Raw genomic sequence first — 17,524 nt, forward strand, 5'->3', positions numbered from 1 at the left:
AATGATACCATTTACACAAAATATTGAAGACGTTATAATTGAAAAATTTTTGCGAGCTAAAACTTCTATTGTAATTGTAGTTGCCTGGTTTACAAATCATAGAATAATTGAGACTCTTATAAAGTTAAGGAAATATTCAAACATTAATATTGAGGTTTTAGTTGATGATAATGTGATTAACAGAAAATTCTTTTTCGCGAAACACGAAGAAAAACTAAAGAAGGCAGGGATAAAAATTAGAAAACAAACCATCCGGAATTTTAATCACAATAAGTTTTCAATAATTGATGATAGAACAATTATAACAGGTTCATATAATTATACAATAAGAGCAAATAGAAACCTAGAATCTATTATAGTCTTTGATGATGAAAGTATTGCATCTTATTTTACTAGGATTTTTAAGTTTTTAACGATTGAGAATCATATTGATGAAAATGTCGAATTACTTTTTGAAAATTTTGATTTTGCAAATAAATTAATTTCAACATATTATACCTTTAATGTTAATTTGTTTAAAATACTAAAAAAAGATATTCTTATAGGTCATTGTTTTACACACCCAAATGGATTGTATGACGAGATTTCTTATGAACCTGGACTTATATTTAATCCTAAATATTTTCTTCATAAAGAATTAAGGGATGTTATTAAAAGGCAAAAAAATAATGAATATTCTTTTGAGGATATTGATTCAGAACTATGTCAAGAATTTGAATTACCTATTCAAAAAGAAACTATCAAAGGTCATTATGTAACTGCTATAAGTGATTTTAATCATTCTGTCAGTCAAGAAATAGCGTTCGATAACGGAACTGAAATCGATTATGAAAAATTTGGAGAAGATTATGAAAAATTAGAAATGGCAGTAAGTAATTATTACACAAGAAAATTTGAAAAAACGTTTAATAAAGAAAAATTAAAAACAATTTTAACTGAAGATATTGATATAATAATTGAAGATTACATTTGGATAAACAACTTCAAACCATTTCTTAATGATAAAATTATAGCTGATATATATAGAAGAACTGCTGTAAAAACCTTAAGAAAATCATAGCCTATTATTTGATCAAATGAAGTATAGGAATATTTACGAAGTTGCCAAATTTTAAATTTAACGACTTCCAATAAAAAATAAATAGTAAAGTTTAAAAATCTGTCTTGTGCTCAAACCGAAAATAATCGCTAATTCAGAAGCTAAGAGCCATATGTAGGACCGTTTTAGCCACTGCAAATAACCAAATTCTGAAACATATTCTATGGCTTTTTTTATTGAAAACAAAGAATTATTTAAACTACAACCGGTTGAAGGAAATGGTTTAAGAAAATGCCAATTAGGTGCAATTTGGGCTCTAAAAAGTCATTTTACCACTTCATCAAATGAAATAGCTTCTTTAATAAGTATGCCAACTGGTTCTGGTAAAACTGCATTGATGATGGCTACTTGCTTTGAATTAAATCTTAAAAAAATATTAATAGTAGTTCCTTCTAAAATCCTACGCAGACAAATCGCTGAACAATTCAAAACTTTAGAAGTTTTGAAGAAAGCAAACTGTTTGCCTGATGATATTGGTAAAACAAATGTCTTTGAAGTTACAAAACGACAAAAAAACAGAGAACAATGGGAAGTTATCTTGAATGAACATGATGTAATTGTAGCCCATCCAAACAGTATATCTCCATATTATAAGGACATTGAACCAATTCCAATAGATTTGATAGATGCTGTATTAGTTGATGAAGCGCATCATGAGCCTGCCGAAACTTGGCGAAAACTAAATGATTTTTATTCAGAATTAAAAAGAGTCTTTTTTACCGCAACACCTTTTAGGCGAGACAGAAAAAGAATGAAAGCCAAATTAATTTATCATTATTCTATTGATAAAGCTTTAGAAGATAACATAATGAGAGAAGTAAGTTTTGTTGGTGAAAGGGCTGGTATACAAAATACTAACGAAGCATTAATGAATTCGGCTTTTGATGTTTTTCAAAAAGAAAAAGAGTTAAATCCAAATGCTTCAATCTTGATAAGAACCGATAGAATAGAAGATTCTATTTTACTAACTCAACTTTATAATGAAAATGGTTTTAATGTAGACTATATTCACTACAAACGATCCGCTAATGTAAACTCACAACTAGTAGCTAAAGTTAAAAATAATGAGTTAGACGGTTTAGTTTGTGTTGGAATTGCTAGTGAAGGTCTAGATATTCCTTATTTAAAGGTTGCTGTTTTACATGCAACACCTCGTTCAATTCCATATACAATTCAATTTCTCGGTCGAATTTCTAGACAACCTGAAGATCAAGAGGGTAATGCTACACTTATTGCAAATAGAGACGAAGTAAAAGGTGAAGTCTATAAACTATATAAATCAGATGAAACTTGGGGAAAACTCATTCCTCAGTTAATTGATGAACAAATGCAAAGGGCGAGACATTATAAGTCTAGTCAAGCAAAAGAAGTTGATTTTCAAATGCCTGAACTGAATGTTTTTTTTAGTGCTTTGATTTATGAAACATCAAATAATTTTGAATTTGAAAATGTCGAAGAAATTAATGCAAAAAAACCTTTTGAGATTCTTAGAATAGAACAACAGAATGATGATTCTCCGCTAATTATCGTTACGGCTTATGACAAACCCTTGGAATGGGCTAATAATGAAATCCATATTGAAGATCTGTTGGATGTACACTTATTGTATCATCATTCTGATAGCAATCTTTTATTTGAACTAACAACAAGTGAAAAAGCTTTTGGTTCATTTAAAAAAGAGCTAATCAAATCTGGTTTAAGAAGATTACCACATAGTAGGCTTTATAAAATACTATCACAATTTCGACAAAGTGATTATATTATGGTTGGTATGAAAAACGCTGTTTCTCAAGGAGCATCCCAACCATCATATAAAACTGTAATTGGAAGTGGTGTTCAAGCTTCAGTCAGAGCAAGCGAAGGACGAGTTTTCAGTACAGGCCATGCATTATTGAAATTAGATTTAAAGAAGACTTGGGGTCTCGCTACCAAAAAAGGCCGAGTGTGGGCAATGAAAAGAGGGACTTCGGAAGAGTTTAAAAATTGGTGTGATTCATTAGTGAATCTAATTGAAGATGGACCAGTAATAGCTAATTTACCAGGTCTTTCGTTTTTAGCTAGTTCAGAACCAATAAATAATATTGAGGAATTACCAATCGCAATAATTCCTAACGATCTGTTTTTCCGTGCCTATTCGACAATCATCCATATTAATCATGAAGAACCAATAAGGAATTGTATTCCTGAAATACTACCACTAAGCTTAGATGTAGATAATAATCGATTAGAATGTCAAATAAAAATAAATGAATTTGAATATGACATATTAATGAGTCTAACCGAAGATAAAATTTGGACACTAATTACAGATAGTGAAATAAGAGTTAGAGCTGATAAAAGTGAAAATGATATCATTGAAAAATCATTAGAAGAAATACTAAATGAATTTTATCCCTCTTTAATTATGCCTACAGGTTCTGTAATTGAAGGAAGAAATAAAATAACTCCAAATCAAAATATAGAAAATTTACCTTCTAATATTTGGAAAGTGAAAGATTGGAGTGATTGTAATATTTGTGCTGAAAGATATATTCGAGTTCCTACAGCAAATGCTCTTCCTGTAATTAACAAAACAATAGAATTGATTAGACCTGATTTTGAAATTAACAGTGATGTTTTAATACTTGATGATGGGGCTAATGAAATTGCAGATTTAATTTGGTTTCAGCAAAGCACTAAACAAGTACATTTCATCCATTGTAAAGCTTCTCATGGAGAAATTCCAGGTCGTAGAAAAGCTGACTGTGATATTCTTTTTACTCAAGCAATGCGCAGTATTCACTGGGTATCATCTGTGTCATTAATAGATAGACTTAGAGAACGTATCCAAGGTAATTCAGAATTAATAATAACAAATCAAGCTACTTGGGAAACGTTAGCGGATAACTTTAAAATTAATAATTGGACTTATAATATAATTTTACCACAACCAGGTTTTGATATACAGCAAGTTTCAGACCGTGATAGAAATAATAACAATATATATGAGTTAGCTATTCCAATGTATGAAAGAATTTTAGGTAGTATGGCTGAATTAGAAATTTGGGGTTCATAAAAGTATATGAAAAATAGCGGAGTAAATACTAAAATGAAAGTATAAACATAAAATAGAGGTCAATATTAAACCAAAAAGTTAATCCATAAAAACCTCTACTTTTAAAATTAGACCATAAGCTTGAAATGCAAAATGATAGCATTCAATAAAATACCTACATCTAAATTATAGATTCGTCGTAATGCACCATTAATATACATCGTGCATTACAACATTTTCTTAATTGAAACAGTAGAATGTGAACTTTTAAAATATATCATCAAAAGATTAATGCAATTACACCCCCACCCCTAAAAAATAAGTGATTTTTATTTAAAGCAAATTTTCTAAAATTAGGTATAGGGCATCAAACCTTAATACAGATATCGTTTTTTTTAAATTCTCTATTTATAGCTAAATACCACTAATAAAAGTAGAAACGAAATTCTGAATTTTATTAGTGATACGCATACTTATAGTTTCCCTTTGTAAAACACTTGGCTGCTTCTGTAAGGCTTCGATAATTTCATCTTCGGTAGCCATTCGGCCCGTAAACAGAAAATCATTTATGATGTCTTCTACCTTTTGCTGATTCAGAGCTTCTGTAGAACTTAAAGCTTGAAGAGCACTTTTAGTTTCAGTTTTCCAGTAAGTATTAAATTCACCTTCTACATCATCACTCTCACTTATTTTAGGTAGGTTATTTTGAATGAACTTCTCTATCAGGTCACGTTTGCTTCTAAGCTCCGTTTCACCCGCTATTAAGTCTATAATTTGCTTTTTCTGTTTGGCTTGATCTTTTGGCTTAGCATCTTTCAGTTTTGCTAATAACTTTAAAATATAGGCAACGTTTATTTCGTCCCGATGTATAAGCTCTAACTCAAAATCAATTTCATCTAAAATAGAAACCGACTCTTTTAAATTGTTGGTTTTAATCTTATCATAGAGGTCTAGGTATTTGCTAGTGTAGTCTGCAAACTCCTGCTCCTTCATATAGGTGTCTTCAAATGTAAATTCTACAAATGAGGATAAGATATTTTTTAGACGCATTATTTCCCTAAAGGCTTTCGCAAACTCTAATTCATCTTCTTCACTTACTAGATCGTTGACGCCATCTACAGTGGGGGCTATAGCCATTAAAGCTTTATATGCTGCGTTAAATTTCTTAACCTGATCATCATAAGGATCAATTGTAATAGTCTCCTTTGCATTCTTGTCTGAAAAGAGTGCTATAGCATCATCAGTATTTTGCTTCAGATTACGGAAAGCCAATATATTACCCTGAGATTTCTTTTCATTTAAAATTCTATTCGTTCGGGAATAGGCCTGTATGAGACCGTGATAATTTAAATTTTTATCCACATAGAGCGTATTTAAGGACTTGCTATCAAAACCCGTTAAAAACATATTCACAACTAAAAGAATATCAATCTGCTTGTTCTTTACACGCTTAGAAATGTCCTTCTTGTAGTTTAGAAAGGTATTGCCATCCTTTGCAGAATGTTTTGAGCCAAATTGCCTGTTGTAGTCTTCTATACACTCATCTAACTTATCCTTATGAGGAATAACACCGTAACCTACTGAAGGTTCTGCCGCCATCATCATATCTGGAAAATCTTCTTCTACAATCTCACCATTGGCTGAAGCATCTTCTGGGTTAGCTGCGTATGAAAATATGGTAGCTATATTTAAATGATGTTTACCCTCATCTTTCTTGGCTTTTAAGAGATCATAATACTTAATTAGAATATCTACGCTGCTTACACACAAAATAGCCGTAAACGTCCTGTGATGAGTTTTACGGTTATGATTTGCTAGGATATAGTTAGTTATTGCATTTATATAATTCTCACTCTCATAAACCTCTTGCTTATCTATATCTTCTACCTTAATATCATCAAACCCCTCTTTAGATTTGAATACGTTATAATACTCAATTGAAAATTTTAAAACGTTCTCATCTCTAATAGCATCGGTAATAACATAGCGATGTAGGCAATCGTGAAATAGGTTTGCGGTAGTTTGCTTAATCCCTTTTTTACTAATGGCATTCTTAACAAAAATTGGAGTTCCTGTAAAACCAAATAATTGGTGGTTAGTAAAGAAACTTACTATGCGTCTATGGGTATCTCCGAACTGAGAACGGTGGCACTCATCAAAAATGAAAACAATCCTCTCATCTTTAAGCTTTTCAATTTGATTTCTGAATTTAGCTTTCTTAATAGTACCGTTCAGCTTTTGAATAGTAGTTACTAATAGCGGCCTATTATCGTCTAAAAACTGCTGTATAAGCATTTTAGTATTCTCAGTACCATCAATACTATCTTTATCAAAAGCTCTAAATTCCCTAACAGTCTGATCATCCAGATCCTGTCTATCAACCACGAAAACAACCTTTTTAATTTTAGGGTTGTGAGTTAGTATTTGGCTGGCTTTAAAAGAAGTGAGTGTTTTACCTGACCCTGTGGTATGCCAGATGTAGCCATTTTTATCACTGTTCTTAACCCGATCTATGATTGCCTCGACTGCATAGAACTGATAAGGTCTAAGCACCATTAAGATCTTATCACTCTCGTGTAAGACGATATACTTAGTTATCATTTTAGCGATATGGCAAGGCTCTAAAAAGATACCTGCAAATTCATCTAACTGTGTAATCTTTTTATTCTTCTCGTCTCCCCAAAACGAAGTGAACTTAAAGCTTTGCTTACGGTGATTAGCATAATACTTTGTCCCCACTCCATTACTTACCACAAATATCTGCACGTAATTAAATAGGGCATTATTTGAAGCGTAAGACTCATTCTGATAACGCTGTACCTGATTGAAGGCTTCTTTTAGCTCTATACCCCTTCGCTTTAACTCTATTTGAACTAAAGGCAACCCGTTGACAAGGATTGTAACATCGTATCTATTTTCTCTCTTGCCGTTTATGGTAACCTGATTGGTCACCTGAAACTCGTTCTGACACCAAAAATCCTGATTTATAAATTCAACGAAATCCTTATCACCATTGTCTTTTTGAAGCACATATTTATCGCGGAGTGTCTTTGCTTTATCGAAGATATTACCTTTAGAAAGGTGAATAAGTATTCGATCAAACTCAGCTGCTGTAAAAGTGGTCTTATTATGCTTCTCTAATTGAGCTTTTAGATTTGTCAGTAGGTCTTCTTCTGTTCGAATAACTACGGATTTGTACCCCAGACTTATTAGCTGATTTACTAGATTGTTTTCTAATACCTGTTCTGGTTGTGTGGTCATTTACTGACGAAGTAAAATATCAAGTCCCATTATTAAACCTCACTTTAATTCAAAGGAAATTCTACGTCCTCCGTTACCATTTTTGTTACATCTAATGTTGGCAACATATATTTATTGAAAACTGAACCTTCTGTTTTAGCATGAAGTACACCTCTTACCGAACTTACTGTTATCATAGTTAAATGAGTCATAAATCCTTTTGGCAAAATAATCTTTGAATCCTTACAAAAACTACTAAATGAAGCATCCTCAATCTTGAATTGACAACTAACTTCTAATTTCAAAAAGGGCTTTTTATTTTGCTCAAATATGACTGTAACTATGACTGCTATTAATTTTTCATCCAAATTGAATTTAAATTCCAAGCCTGTTTTTAATTCAATTTTAGCTTTTTCTTTATAGTTATCATTGAAAGTAGCAAATTGCTCTGTTTTTATACCAACTAATGCAAACCCAATTTTCTCTTCTTTCATTACGAGGCCATTTGATATCTATATTCTTTTACTGAAACCATTTTTGGCTCAACATTGAAGCCTTTAATAAATTCTTTTTTATAAAAAGAAATTCCAGATGAAATATTCTCGATCTGTTGAGATATATCAGATTTCAAAAACTCGTCAAAAGAAAATGCTTGTATTTTGTTCTCGTAAAAACTTGCTAGAATCGGAATATCTAATACCTGCTGAAGCTTTACTACAGTTTCTAAAGTTAAATTCTCTTTACCTTTTATAATTTTACTTACCTGTTGAGGGGATACTTTTAATTCTGACGCTAATTTACGTTGAGACCAATTTAACTCATCCAGTTTACTTAGTACCTTTAGAGCAATGTCTTGAGATTCTCTCAAGCGTGCTCTATTTTTTATTCGGTCTCTATTAATTGAAACTGAATTAGCTTTTTCTCTAGAAATTAGATTATTAAATTTTTCTTTATTTGTCATTGCTTTCATTTTCTATTCTAAATTCATAAAATGAATCATAATCAATAACACCATTCTCTTTCAAAAAGGATTTCACCTTATCAATCTTTTTCATTTCTTCCCTTGTATCTTTATGATCATCATTTTTCAGGCTCATTTTAATAGCGCCACCAGTTATTAAAAAGCAGTCATCATCAATTTTAATTGCATAAAAACGTAGACCATCTTTATTTGAAGTTTTACCCTTGCGAAGTGATAGTAATTTATATCCAGTTTCTTGATTATCTAATTGGTGGAAATATGCATCTAATGAAATTTTCTCTTCAATTAGTTCATCGAGAAAGTTTTCTATTTTTTCAGCATCTTTAAGTCTTGCCTTAACAAACTTGTTGATTTCTTTTATGTTATTCGTTTTTGCATATTGATAAAGATAGCTAACGTCTGTCCATAAATCTAATAACCTATCATACTCACAAATATCATATTCATCCGCACCTTTTTTTTTGTAAGCAACGGAACATAATTGTTGTGCGAATATATCAACTATTTTCATAAAATCAACCTCTAGGTTTACTTATTAACATTTCATGAACAACTATTTGTTCTTATTAACCTCAATTTAACATCAACTTTTTTTAATCTAGTCATAGAATTTTTTTTAATCTAAAAACTTTTAAATAAAGGAGTTCATTCATTATTGAAATCTCTATACCTAACGGTTTAATTTGTACTTTCCAATCTAGAAAAAGGCTCTTCACATAGTAAAGCCAGCTCTTCCAATTTATCAGACAGCCCTTTAACCAAACCTGCTCTTTCGGGATCATTAAAAAGTTTGAGCCTGTCTTCTGAAGTACCTAAGCTCAGTATTTCTTTATAATAGGGCCAAACTTTACTTTCTTTAAATCCACTTTTAAAAAGCTCAACATCTACTAATAATGATTTAACGCTTTCCCTGTTAAATTTATCTTTAGATGCCATTATACCATAAATGGATGTGCTCCACGGTATTTTTGAGTTGCCTTCCAATTTTACATATACGTGTTCTGGCCAATTTTTATGTGATATATAAATTCCCGTCCAAGCAATTTTAAGATCTTCTCTTTCAAAAATTTTAAAATCATCTGATAGTGAATCCGTAAGCGCTTGGCAAATCTCATCAATTAACTTCTCTGCATACTTTAATTCTACCTTCCAAATATTATCGCCAATTACACTTGCAGCTTGATAGTTCGCAATTATTATATTTTCAACTTCCTTTTCCATTTTACTATCCGATAATTGATTGGTTAGTTTTTTTATTAAAATTCCGTACTGGTTTATTGATTCCCTAAGAATAGGTAATCGTGTTGCTTCCTTTTGGCATTGCTCTAACCACTCTAAAATTTCAGACTTATAGCTCAAGGCATAAAAGTCTATATCAATTCTTTTATCAATAGAGCTATCTTCCGACGGAGCATCCCCTTCAAGAGTTAAATAATAGACTTTGTTTTTATATGTGTTGTAATTACAGTATCTCGCTATTTGAACTTCCTGATCTGACGCATAAATTTTATTTTCAATACAGATACTATTTCCCGCTGCATCTTCAATGAAGATATCAATGCGACCACCTGAGACATCTTTAATCTTGACTCCCCCTATGTAATGCTCCAACTTGACCGTTGTAGAATCTACTTCGAGGTGAGAGACATCTAATTGTTTTAAAAAAAGCTCTAAAAAGAGTGTCCCTAACCCGTGAGAGCCATTAGGATTTAACAGCTCACCTAAAAATGCTGAATGTGTCTCATTCTCTCTGCTTTCCATTTTTAAGATGGAGAACACATTAAAATTCTCTCCTCTTAATTGAGCTAAATCCTTTTGATGGCTAATAATTCGTGACGTTTCACTTAAAAGCTTTTTATATGTTGATAGTGCTACTTCCATAATTAGACAAACATTTGCTGCAAAAGCCCTTTTTTAAAGGTGGTGGTTTTCTCTATTTGAGTTGTTAACGCTTCAATCTTATCGTCTACAGCGCTCAGAAAATTAGAAATTTTGGTTTGCTCTTCTCTGCAAGGTAATTTAACTATACAGTTACCTATCTCTCCTAAATTAATCTTTATGGGAAAAGCTACATGAATTATTCTCTTCCATAGTTCACGCTGAAAAGGCTCAGCATTTATATATTGAGCGAGATACTTACTTGAAAACGATGAACCTTGTTTTATCAAAGCTAAACTAACATAAAATGAAGCTTTAACATTCCAGTCGATATATTTAGCCTTACCAACATTACCAATTCTGGTCATTAGAATATCTCCCTTTTCCAGCTTTACTCTTTTATTCTCTTTGTCAAAAACCTCTTCAGAAATGTATTTGGTTTTCTCAAATTGGTTGGCTGTGACATGCTCGACACTGTAAAATGGGATACCTTCGGAAACATAATTTGGTGTTTGATGAGTACCATCATAATACTTAGTAATCTTACTTAATCTCTTCTCTTCCCATTCAGGAAAATCATTACCATTATCATCTTTAAACCGTATCTCCTGACTAAAAATCTTCTGCATAACCCCTTTCTTATACTGTTCAAGGAGTTCTTTCTTTTTAGTAAGTTGATTGATTTTAGTATCTACCGCAGTAAGGAAGGAAGCGATTTTTTGTTGTTCTTCTGATAAAGTGGGAATTGAAAATTTAATACCAGAAAGATAATCCCAATCAGTTCTAGGCATTTTTGAACCTGAAGAAACATTTGATTCGTAATTAAATTTTTCTGTTTGGATTAAATAAAATAGATACTCATTAGATGTTAATTTTCCTTGAAAAACCAATATTTCAGAAGTGCATACACCCTCAAAATTTGTTAAAAGGAATTTTTTTAAATATGGTCTCAATTTTCCAAACAAAACTTCGTTTTTTGAAAATCGCGTTTTGTTACTTTTTAAGCTCTTTGAATCAAAAGTTTTGATTAATTGACCTGTTCCTTGCGTTAAACTCTCAAGTTCAATACAAGGTAAATTTTCAGGATCTTTACTGGGGTTGTAAGATTTTTTTCCTCTTTTGACTATATCGGAAAATTCATACTTTGAATATTTATTATTAAACTCAGGAAACCTCAGTTTGGGTATAAATTGCTTTTCCATTTTAAAAAGGAGTTTCAATATTGAGTTGTTTACAAAAATCTGCAATTTGAGAATCGGTCTTTGCCAGCTCGCTATCTAAGACCTGTATCTCTTGAGCAACTGTATTAATATCAATTGGCTCTTCTTCCTCAAAGGTGTCTACATAACGCGGTATATTAAGGTTATAATCGTTCTCAGCAATTTCTTTTAAAGTTGCTTTGTAACTGTACTTGTCTTTTACTAATCGCTCTTTATACGTGTCTACGATAGCATCTATATGTTCCGGTAAAAGCTTGTTGTCTTTACCTTGTTTTTCAAAATGATTACTGGCATCTATAAACAAAATATCTTCATCAACTTCTCTACATTTTTTAATTACCAAAATACACGTTGGTATCCCGGTGCCAAAAAAGATATTTGCAGGTAAACCTATAACGGCATCTATATAGTTTCTATCTTCAATTAAATAGCGTCTTATATGCGCTTCAGAACTCCCACGAAACAATACCCCATGCGGTAAAACGGTTGCCATTATCCCGTTTTCATCGAGATGATGCACCATATGCTGTACAAAGGCAAAATCTGCTTTTGTTTTAGGAGCTAACTTACCGTACTGGCTAAAGCGGTCATCGGTACTAAAAATACTCTTGGCACTCCATTTTGCCGAAAACGGAGGATTAGCCACAATAGCCTCTGCGCGTAATTCTTCGTGCTGGGGTTCTTCTAAAGTATCTTCCTGCTTGATATCAAACTTGCTGTAGTGTACATCGTGCAGAATCATATTCATTCGTGCCAGGTTATAAGTCGTACGGTTTAATTCTTGCCCATAAAAGAAACCAACATCAACTACTTCTCTGGCTACTCTCAACAGCAACGAACCACTACCACACGTAGGGTCATATACAGACTTGATACGGGTCTTACGTGTCGTAACAATTTTTGCCAATATAGTAGATACTGCCTGTGGCGTATAAAACTCACCTGCTTTTTTACCTGCACCCGCTGCAAACTCACCTATTAGATATTCGTAAGCATCACCCAGTAGATCACTATCTGAGTTCTTTAACTGAAAGTCTATCTGATCAAGATGCGTAAGTATTTTGGCTATGATTTCGTTCTGTGCCTTTGCTGTTCTACCCAACTTAGAAGATGTCAAATCGAGATCTTCAAACAAGCGTACAAAATCATCTTCTGAGTCTGTACCCATTGTACTTTGCTCAATATTTGTAAGAATGCGCTCAAGATCTTCTATAATGAAGAACTGCTTTGCTTCATCATTATCGTTGGTTTCTACCTCGTTAAGATTGTTCCCTTTTTGAGCTATAGAGGTGAAAAGTTCGGTTGGCTTTAAGAAGTATCCCAGATTCTTAACACAAGCTTTTCTAACGGCTTCTATATAGAGTTTACCGTTATCTGAGTTTTCGTCTAGTTGCTCATACGTGAGGTTGTCTGGGGCTAATATCTCATCTGCATAGATGTGTAGCTTCTCAGAGAGGTATTTAAAGAAGATAAAGCCTAAGATGTAGTTTCTGTAATCGTCTGCATCCATTTTGCCCCTAAGAAGGTTAGCAATAGCCCATAATTTTTTTTCGAGTTGCTTTTTTTGATCTTCAGACATGAATTTGAATTAGTAATAATCGTAACGTTCAAAAATAAGAAACTTACGCACGGCAATTCGATAGAATTGAATAAACCGGTTTGTTTTTTGAAAAGGAGATCCTGGGAAACGATTTAAAAGGAATATATAAATATATATTTTACTCAGAATGAGGAATTCTGTAATGATAATCAGTTGGTTATGGTTAAATTTATTCAATACCAGTTACTATTAATTACTCAAACCAAAAAACTTATGGAAACGATCAAAGCAATTAAGCCCGGTCCCAAACCCAAAAAAGAAGATGGAAGTCCTGATAAAAGAAGACGGGTTAACCCTGAAACTAAACCGAAGCACCCAGGCCTAAAACCTCATAAGCATAAGCCCGGGGATTAATGACCTGCCTATTTTAGCTTTGGTAAAGTCAGCACTTAATTTAACTAATAGGTGCTGATTTTCATTTTACCTGCTGATCGTCTTTAAATCATCTACAGCTTCAATAAAAGCCTTTCGCAAATCTTCTCTAGAATTGGCCTCGTAGATAACGAGATGGTTTATCTCAAGAAATTTTCCATACCAAACTCCATCAGAAGAACTATACTCAATGGTACCTTTATAATTTTTATATGTAAGATAGTTTTTCACAGCTTTTATTAATTTTGATATACTTAAATTTATTCATTAGAAATGCTTTATTTTCTGTTAATTGTATAGGTTTTCCTGTTTCCGAAAAGCCTACAATTTTACCGATGTTACTTGAAATCAAACAAACATTGAACGCTTAGAAGAATTTCCTATACTCAGAGAATTTAGAGGGACAAAGGAATATAAAAACTTTAAAGCTGAGTCTAAATTTTTCAAAGAGAAAAATAAGGAAGTCATTACACCCGATACAATAGAAAAAGAATAAAAGTAGCTGCCAACAGCAGGTTTTTAAAAGAGAGATATTTAAGATTATTTTAGGTTCTAAACCATAATCCTAACATCTAGACCACTCTCATAATATTAATCATTAGTTTTAGATATATGTAATGTATTTCAAAAATAAAAATATAATTATTGGACTGCTTAAATACTTTATCAAAAAAAATAACCTACACGATAAAGAAGGGTTCAAAGAATTTAATAAATATTATTTTGTAGTTGAACTAGATGTAAGTGGCTTTGAAGAGGGCTTAATTATGAAGGGGATTGAAGAATTAATGATAAATCCTAAATGGATTATAATTGGAAAATCTCATATTCTTTTTAGAGAAATTAATAACCCGGAGTATAATATAACTAATCAAATTCTGAAATTTCATATATTAAAAACAAAATTGATTGAATTCAGAGATTTAGCATTAAAAGATAAATAAGGGGGTATCCTTTTATTCCCTTCTGCTTTATATCTAAGTCAAAAACGAATGTATTTTGCTTCATATTTATTAATTTTAATAAAACCTCAAATCCTGAAAATGCATCAAGAAACCCTTCAATACTTCGACCCCTTCTATGATCAGATCTCATATAACTACTCAGGTTCTGTTCAGCTTGAAGAAATATTACATTTTCTCGATTTAGCCTTTCCAAAATGGAAAACTAATGGTGGCTTGGGTGCATTTGCTCCGGAGTTTGTGAATTGGCTTCTAGAACATACATCAGAGTCATTTCAAGATGATTCCTTTTTAAATTTTTTAAATTTACTGTACTTAGAGATTGCTGATGAATATTCAAAATATGAAGAATCTCAAGCTTTCTCGTTTGATCTTGAATGCATAAAATACTTCCCTGAGGATTTAGAGACCAACTACGATGCTTTATCAGATTTTGAATATAAATTTGAGCTAGAGAAATTTAAAGCGAGCAGAAGGGAAATAAATGCATTTGATTTTATATTCTGATTCTTTCAACAACAACTTATTTATTTTTTCAATCTTATTGTTTTAACGTCCTTATCATTTCTATCGAAGATAGATACCCTTTGTTTAAGCTCTCTTTTCTCTAATGCTTTTGATTTAATTTTTTGTTTTAACTTATCATTTTCAAAAGGTGATCCATTTTTAAGTGTGTATTGATTCTCAAACTTTTCAAGTTCTGGTCTATCATATTTGAAATAAGCATCAAAAGATTTTTCATTTAAGTCGGTCCACTTTTTACGATCAAACCCAACTTGATAATCATTATTTCCGATTTTACGTTGTGTGGATCTCTCCTTAGTGGTTGGCGTCAGCTTTAACCTTTGTGTCTTATCCTTACGACTTACTAATATGTGAACATGTGAATTTAGACCTGGTTTATAATCTCCACTTTTAAACTCTCCTGATTTGGTTTTTGTATCAGTTCCCTTAAATTTTCTGAAATGCTCAATTTTTGCGAAATAAAGGAGGTCATCTCCTGAGAGTAAGCCTTTGTCCTTTCTGTTAAAGTTTAAAGCGTAGTTATTCATTACTCTTAAAATATACCCTCGCAACAATTCGTTGTAAAGCTCAAACTGTTTCTGATTAAGTTCCCAAACAGTTTTCACTTCTTCTTCAGTAATTAATGAAATTATATGCTCTTGCTCTTCTTGACTAAAATTAATGGTTGGAGCAAAAAATTTTGAATCCTTCTTACATAATTTTTTAATATTATTATCAATAGAGTCAACTACTTCAATAATACTAATATCACTTTTTGTATGGTTAAAAAAATCCTGTTTTCGATTCGAATAATTGGCTATATCTTTTAAAGAATTATTCTTGTTTAAAAGATTTTCTAATTCTCGATTTTCCTTTTCCAAATAACGAGCAAGGTTGTAACAACTACCCGAGTTTTTAGAACCCAAAGAGCTATGAGGTTTAGATATAGGCATTATTCAAAGATTTGTTTTAATCTATTAAAAACTTTTGATTCGCTTTTTTCATTTAAATGCTGGGCTATCGCAGTGATAATCTTTTTCTGATATTTTAATTCTGAAAGGATTTCTGATTGCCTTTTATTATTCATTTCATTAAGAACTTTTAAACTTGAGATTTGTTTTAAAACTTCATTTGACCTGTTTTCAGTATTTTTATCTAATGCGATAAATTTTTTATTAATTTCAGTTTGTAGTGCTTTTATTTCAAAGAATTGTTTTTTAGAATAATTATAAACTTCATTTCTAAGAGGCTTTAAAATATCTCTTTCTTGAGCTTTTATAAATGAAATAAGCCTATGATCTAATTCTTTCAATGCTCTTGTGGGACTTTCATTTTTAGGCTTACTAGGATCAATCCCTGTTTTACTAAAATAGTTTATCATTTCTTCTACCATCTTATAGAAACTCAAATTATAAGTTTTTGATAGTTTCTTAAGTGCTTTATGGTAATGTGCTGAAATTAGAATACTTTTTTTTGTCATTTTATAATTTTTATACTTGATAATCAATAACTTAAAACACAATTTATATTTTTTATATAAATCGATATATTTTCTTAATTGGCCTTAGCACAATAATAGCAAGGTTTTAAGCCTCGCAGAGCTAGTTGAATTAGGGGCTCAGCCCCTGTTCTACTAGCTATTACTTTCGTAATACACTACAGCAAAATTTTGAATCTATAGAAGATAAATCTGATCCCCATTTTCATCCTCTAAATCAAAAACATCAATCAAGGTTTTTAGGTTCTTATTCTTCATATAAAGGCTTATATACTTTTGATGATGACCGGATATTAATTTTCTTGGTTTATTACTATTATTTTCTAAAAAATAATCTGCCAAATCATAACCCTCTCGCTTATGCATTTCATTTCCTTTTCGTTCAAGTAAATCTGATATAGCTACATCAAAACCTTTTTTTTCAAAATACTTCTGTTTTAAACACCATTGTTCAAACGGACTTTTTGTTTTTTCACTTATGCCTAAATCTGGATAAAGTATTATTTTTCTATCCCTCAATGGTTTCAATTTGCTCTCAGTTAATCCGCTAAGGCTTCCAGCTGCTAGCCATATATACTTATCGAAGAGCAGACTCATAATGCAGGCCGTCTTCTCTGATTCAACTATAGCTATAACTTTTTGAGCTTGGTTAGTTAGATGTAAACCAAAGAGACACTGTTTTAAATGAAAGCTATTTATTTCTTTATTTTTTATTTGAGTAGCGTGTATCCAATTAATGTATTTTGTGCGTTTTCCCATTTTATTATAGCTGATAATTTTTCCACCTCTAATTTTTTCTTCTTGATCAATCTGCCAAAAAACGGTTGCATTGTGCCAACTGACAGCAGTTCCTACTCTATAATCCCTTAGCATTTTATCCACATTAAATTGATCAAACATTTTGTATAAAAATTGAATAAAATTATTTTCTGCATTATTAACCAATGTACTTTGAAGCTCTTTTAAGCTATGATATGACGTCTCCTGTTCCAATTTAGGTATAGCAAAACTCTTCTCTATGGTTGGAGAATAAGGCTCACTATGTAGGCTTCCCCTTTTTAGGACACCTTAAAATTCGATAAATAGTTATTATTTAGTTCAGGTTTGATGAAGAATTTAAATTCTTCATCAAACC

General features: G+C 31.6%; 16 protein-coding genes. 5 read left to right on the forward strand and 11 right to left on the reverse strand.

What is annotated here, in order from left to right; translation table 11 throughout:
* Nucleotide 1: 1 nt before the first annotated feature.
* Entirely contained in the window at nt 2–1,060 is a 1,059-nt protein-coding gene (locus tag ACIGAM_RS14215) for a phospholipase D-like domain-containing protein (protein WP_396512136.1), read from the forward strand.
* A 202-nt stretch (nt 1,061–1,262) separates the two neighbouring features.
* Nucleotides 1,263–4,154 (forward strand): DEAD/DEAH box helicase, encoded by a 2,892-nt coding sequence (locus ACIGAM_RS14220; RefSeq protein ID WP_396512137.1) that lies wholly within the window; start codon nt 1,263–1,265, stop codon nt 4,152–4,154.
* 393 nt (nt 4,155–4,547) lie between these two features.
* Here the strand turns inward: ACIGAM_RS14220 and ACIGAM_RS14225 are convergent, their stop codons facing one another.
* The 7 genes from ACIGAM_RS14225 to ACIGAM_RS14255 all read right to left on the reverse strand — a co-directional run bounded on the left by ACIGAM_RS14225 (nt 4,548) and on the right by ACIGAM_RS14255 (nt 13,032).
* Nucleotides 4,548–7,394: a type I restriction endonuclease subunit R gene (locus ACIGAM_RS14225; RefSeq protein ID WP_396512138.1), complete on the reverse strand. Its 2,847-nt coding sequence runs from the start codon at nt 7,392–7,394 to the stop codon at nt 4,548–4,550.
* Between the two features lie 44 nt (nt 7,395–7,438).
* Complete coding sequence (locus ACIGAM_RS14230; protein WP_396512139.1) at nt 7,439–7,867, reverse strand: hypothetical protein; 429 nt, start codon at nt 7,865–7,867, stop codon at nt 7,439–7,441.
* Nucleotides 7,867–8,334 carry a transcriptional regulator gene (locus ACIGAM_RS14235; RefSeq protein WP_396512140.1) on the reverse strand — a complete coding sequence of 156 codons (468 nt, stop codon included), beginning with the start codon at nt 8,332–8,334 and terminating at the stop codon, nt 7,867–7,869. The genes ACIGAM_RS14230 and ACIGAM_RS14235 overlap by 1 nt, the downstream gene beginning before the upstream one ends.
* Nucleotides 8,324–8,866 carry a hypothetical protein gene (locus ACIGAM_RS14240; protein WP_396512141.1) on the reverse strand — a complete coding sequence of 181 codons (543 nt, stop codon included), beginning with the start codon at nt 8,864–8,866 and terminating at the stop codon, nt 8,324–8,326. The genes ACIGAM_RS14235 and ACIGAM_RS14240 overlap by 11 nt, the downstream gene beginning before the upstream one ends.
* Nucleotides 8,867–9,033: 167 nt before the next feature.
* Complete coding sequence (locus tag ACIGAM_RS14245) at nt 9,034–10,236, reverse strand: PD-(D/E)XK nuclease family protein (protein ID WP_396512142.1); 1,203 nt, start codon at nt 10,234–10,236, stop codon at nt 9,034–9,036.
* Nucleotides 10,237–10,238: 2 nt separating this feature from the next.
* On the reverse strand, nt 10,239–11,435 hold the full coding sequence (locus tag ACIGAM_RS14250; protein WP_396512143.1) for a restriction endonuclease subunit S: 1,197 nt from the start codon (nt 11,433–11,435) through the stop codon (nt 10,239–10,241).
* A 1-nt stretch (nt 11,436) separates the two neighbouring features.
* Nucleotides 11,437–13,032, reverse strand: coding sequence for a type I restriction-modification system subunit M (locus ACIGAM_RS14255; RefSeq protein ID WP_396512144.1), 1,596 nt, complete (start codon nt 13,030–13,032; stop codon nt 11,437–11,439).
* Between the two features lie 234 nt (nt 13,033–13,266).
* On the opposite strand from ACIGAM_RS14255, the gene ACIGAM_RS14260 reads away from it, so the two are divergent.
* The gene (locus ACIGAM_RS14260) at nt 13,267–13,407 is read left to right on the forward strand and encodes a hypothetical protein (protein ID WP_396512145.1); all 141 of its coding nucleotides are present in this window, start codon (nt 13,267–13,269) and stop codon (nt 13,405–13,407) included.
* A gap of 66 nt (nt 13,408–13,473) precedes the next feature.
* Here the strand turns inward: ACIGAM_RS14260 and ACIGAM_RS14265 are convergent, their stop codons facing one another.
* Nucleotides 13,474–13,656 carry a DNA repair protein gene (locus tag ACIGAM_RS14265; RefSeq protein WP_396512146.1) on the reverse strand — a complete coding sequence of 61 codons (183 nt, stop codon included), beginning with the start codon at nt 13,654–13,656 and terminating at the stop codon, nt 13,474–13,476.
* Nucleotides 13,657–14,042: 386 nt separating this feature from the next.
* On the opposite strand from ACIGAM_RS14265, the gene ACIGAM_RS14270 reads away from it, so the two are divergent.
* Both ACIGAM_RS14270 and ACIGAM_RS14275 read left to right on the forward strand, forming a co-directional pair.
* Nucleotides 14,043–14,369, forward strand: a complete 327-nt coding sequence (locus tag ACIGAM_RS14270; RefSeq protein ID WP_128756050.1) for a hypothetical protein — start codon at nt 14,043–14,045, stop codon at nt 14,367–14,369.
* A 99-nt stretch (nt 14,370–14,468) separates the two neighbouring features.
* Nucleotides 14,469–14,894: a hypothetical protein gene (locus tag ACIGAM_RS14275; protein WP_396512147.1), complete on the forward strand. Its 426-nt coding sequence runs from the start codon at nt 14,469–14,471 to the stop codon at nt 14,892–14,894.
* Nucleotides 14,895–14,914: 20 nt separating this feature from the next.
* Here the strand turns inward: ACIGAM_RS14275 and ACIGAM_RS14280 are convergent, their stop codons facing one another.
* The 3 genes from ACIGAM_RS14280 to ACIGAM_RS14290 form a co-directional block, all read right to left on the reverse strand.
* Nucleotides 14,915–15,844, reverse strand: coding sequence for a DUF5712 family protein (locus ACIGAM_RS14280; RefSeq protein ID WP_396512148.1), 930 nt, complete (start codon nt 15,842–15,844; stop codon nt 14,915–14,917).
* A complete protein-coding gene (locus ACIGAM_RS14285; protein WP_396512149.1) occupies nt 15,844–16,371 on the reverse strand; it encodes a BfmA/BtgA family mobilization protein in 528 nt (175 codons plus the stop codon). The genes ACIGAM_RS14280 and ACIGAM_RS14285 overlap by 1 nt, the downstream gene beginning before the upstream one ends.
* Before the next feature lie 195 nt (nt 16,372–16,566).
* Nucleotides 16,567–17,382, reverse strand: a complete 816-nt coding sequence (locus ACIGAM_RS14290; protein WP_396512150.1) for a DUF6371 domain-containing protein — start codon at nt 17,380–17,382, stop codon at nt 16,567–16,569.
* Nucleotides 17,383–17,524: the final 142 nt, after the last annotated feature.

It is taken from the genome of Leeuwenhoekiella sp. NPDC079379 (assembly GCF_044542075.1).
Taxonomy (GTDB): Bacteria; Bacteroidota; Bacteroidia; order Flavobacteriales; family Flavobacteriaceae; genus Leeuwenhoekiella.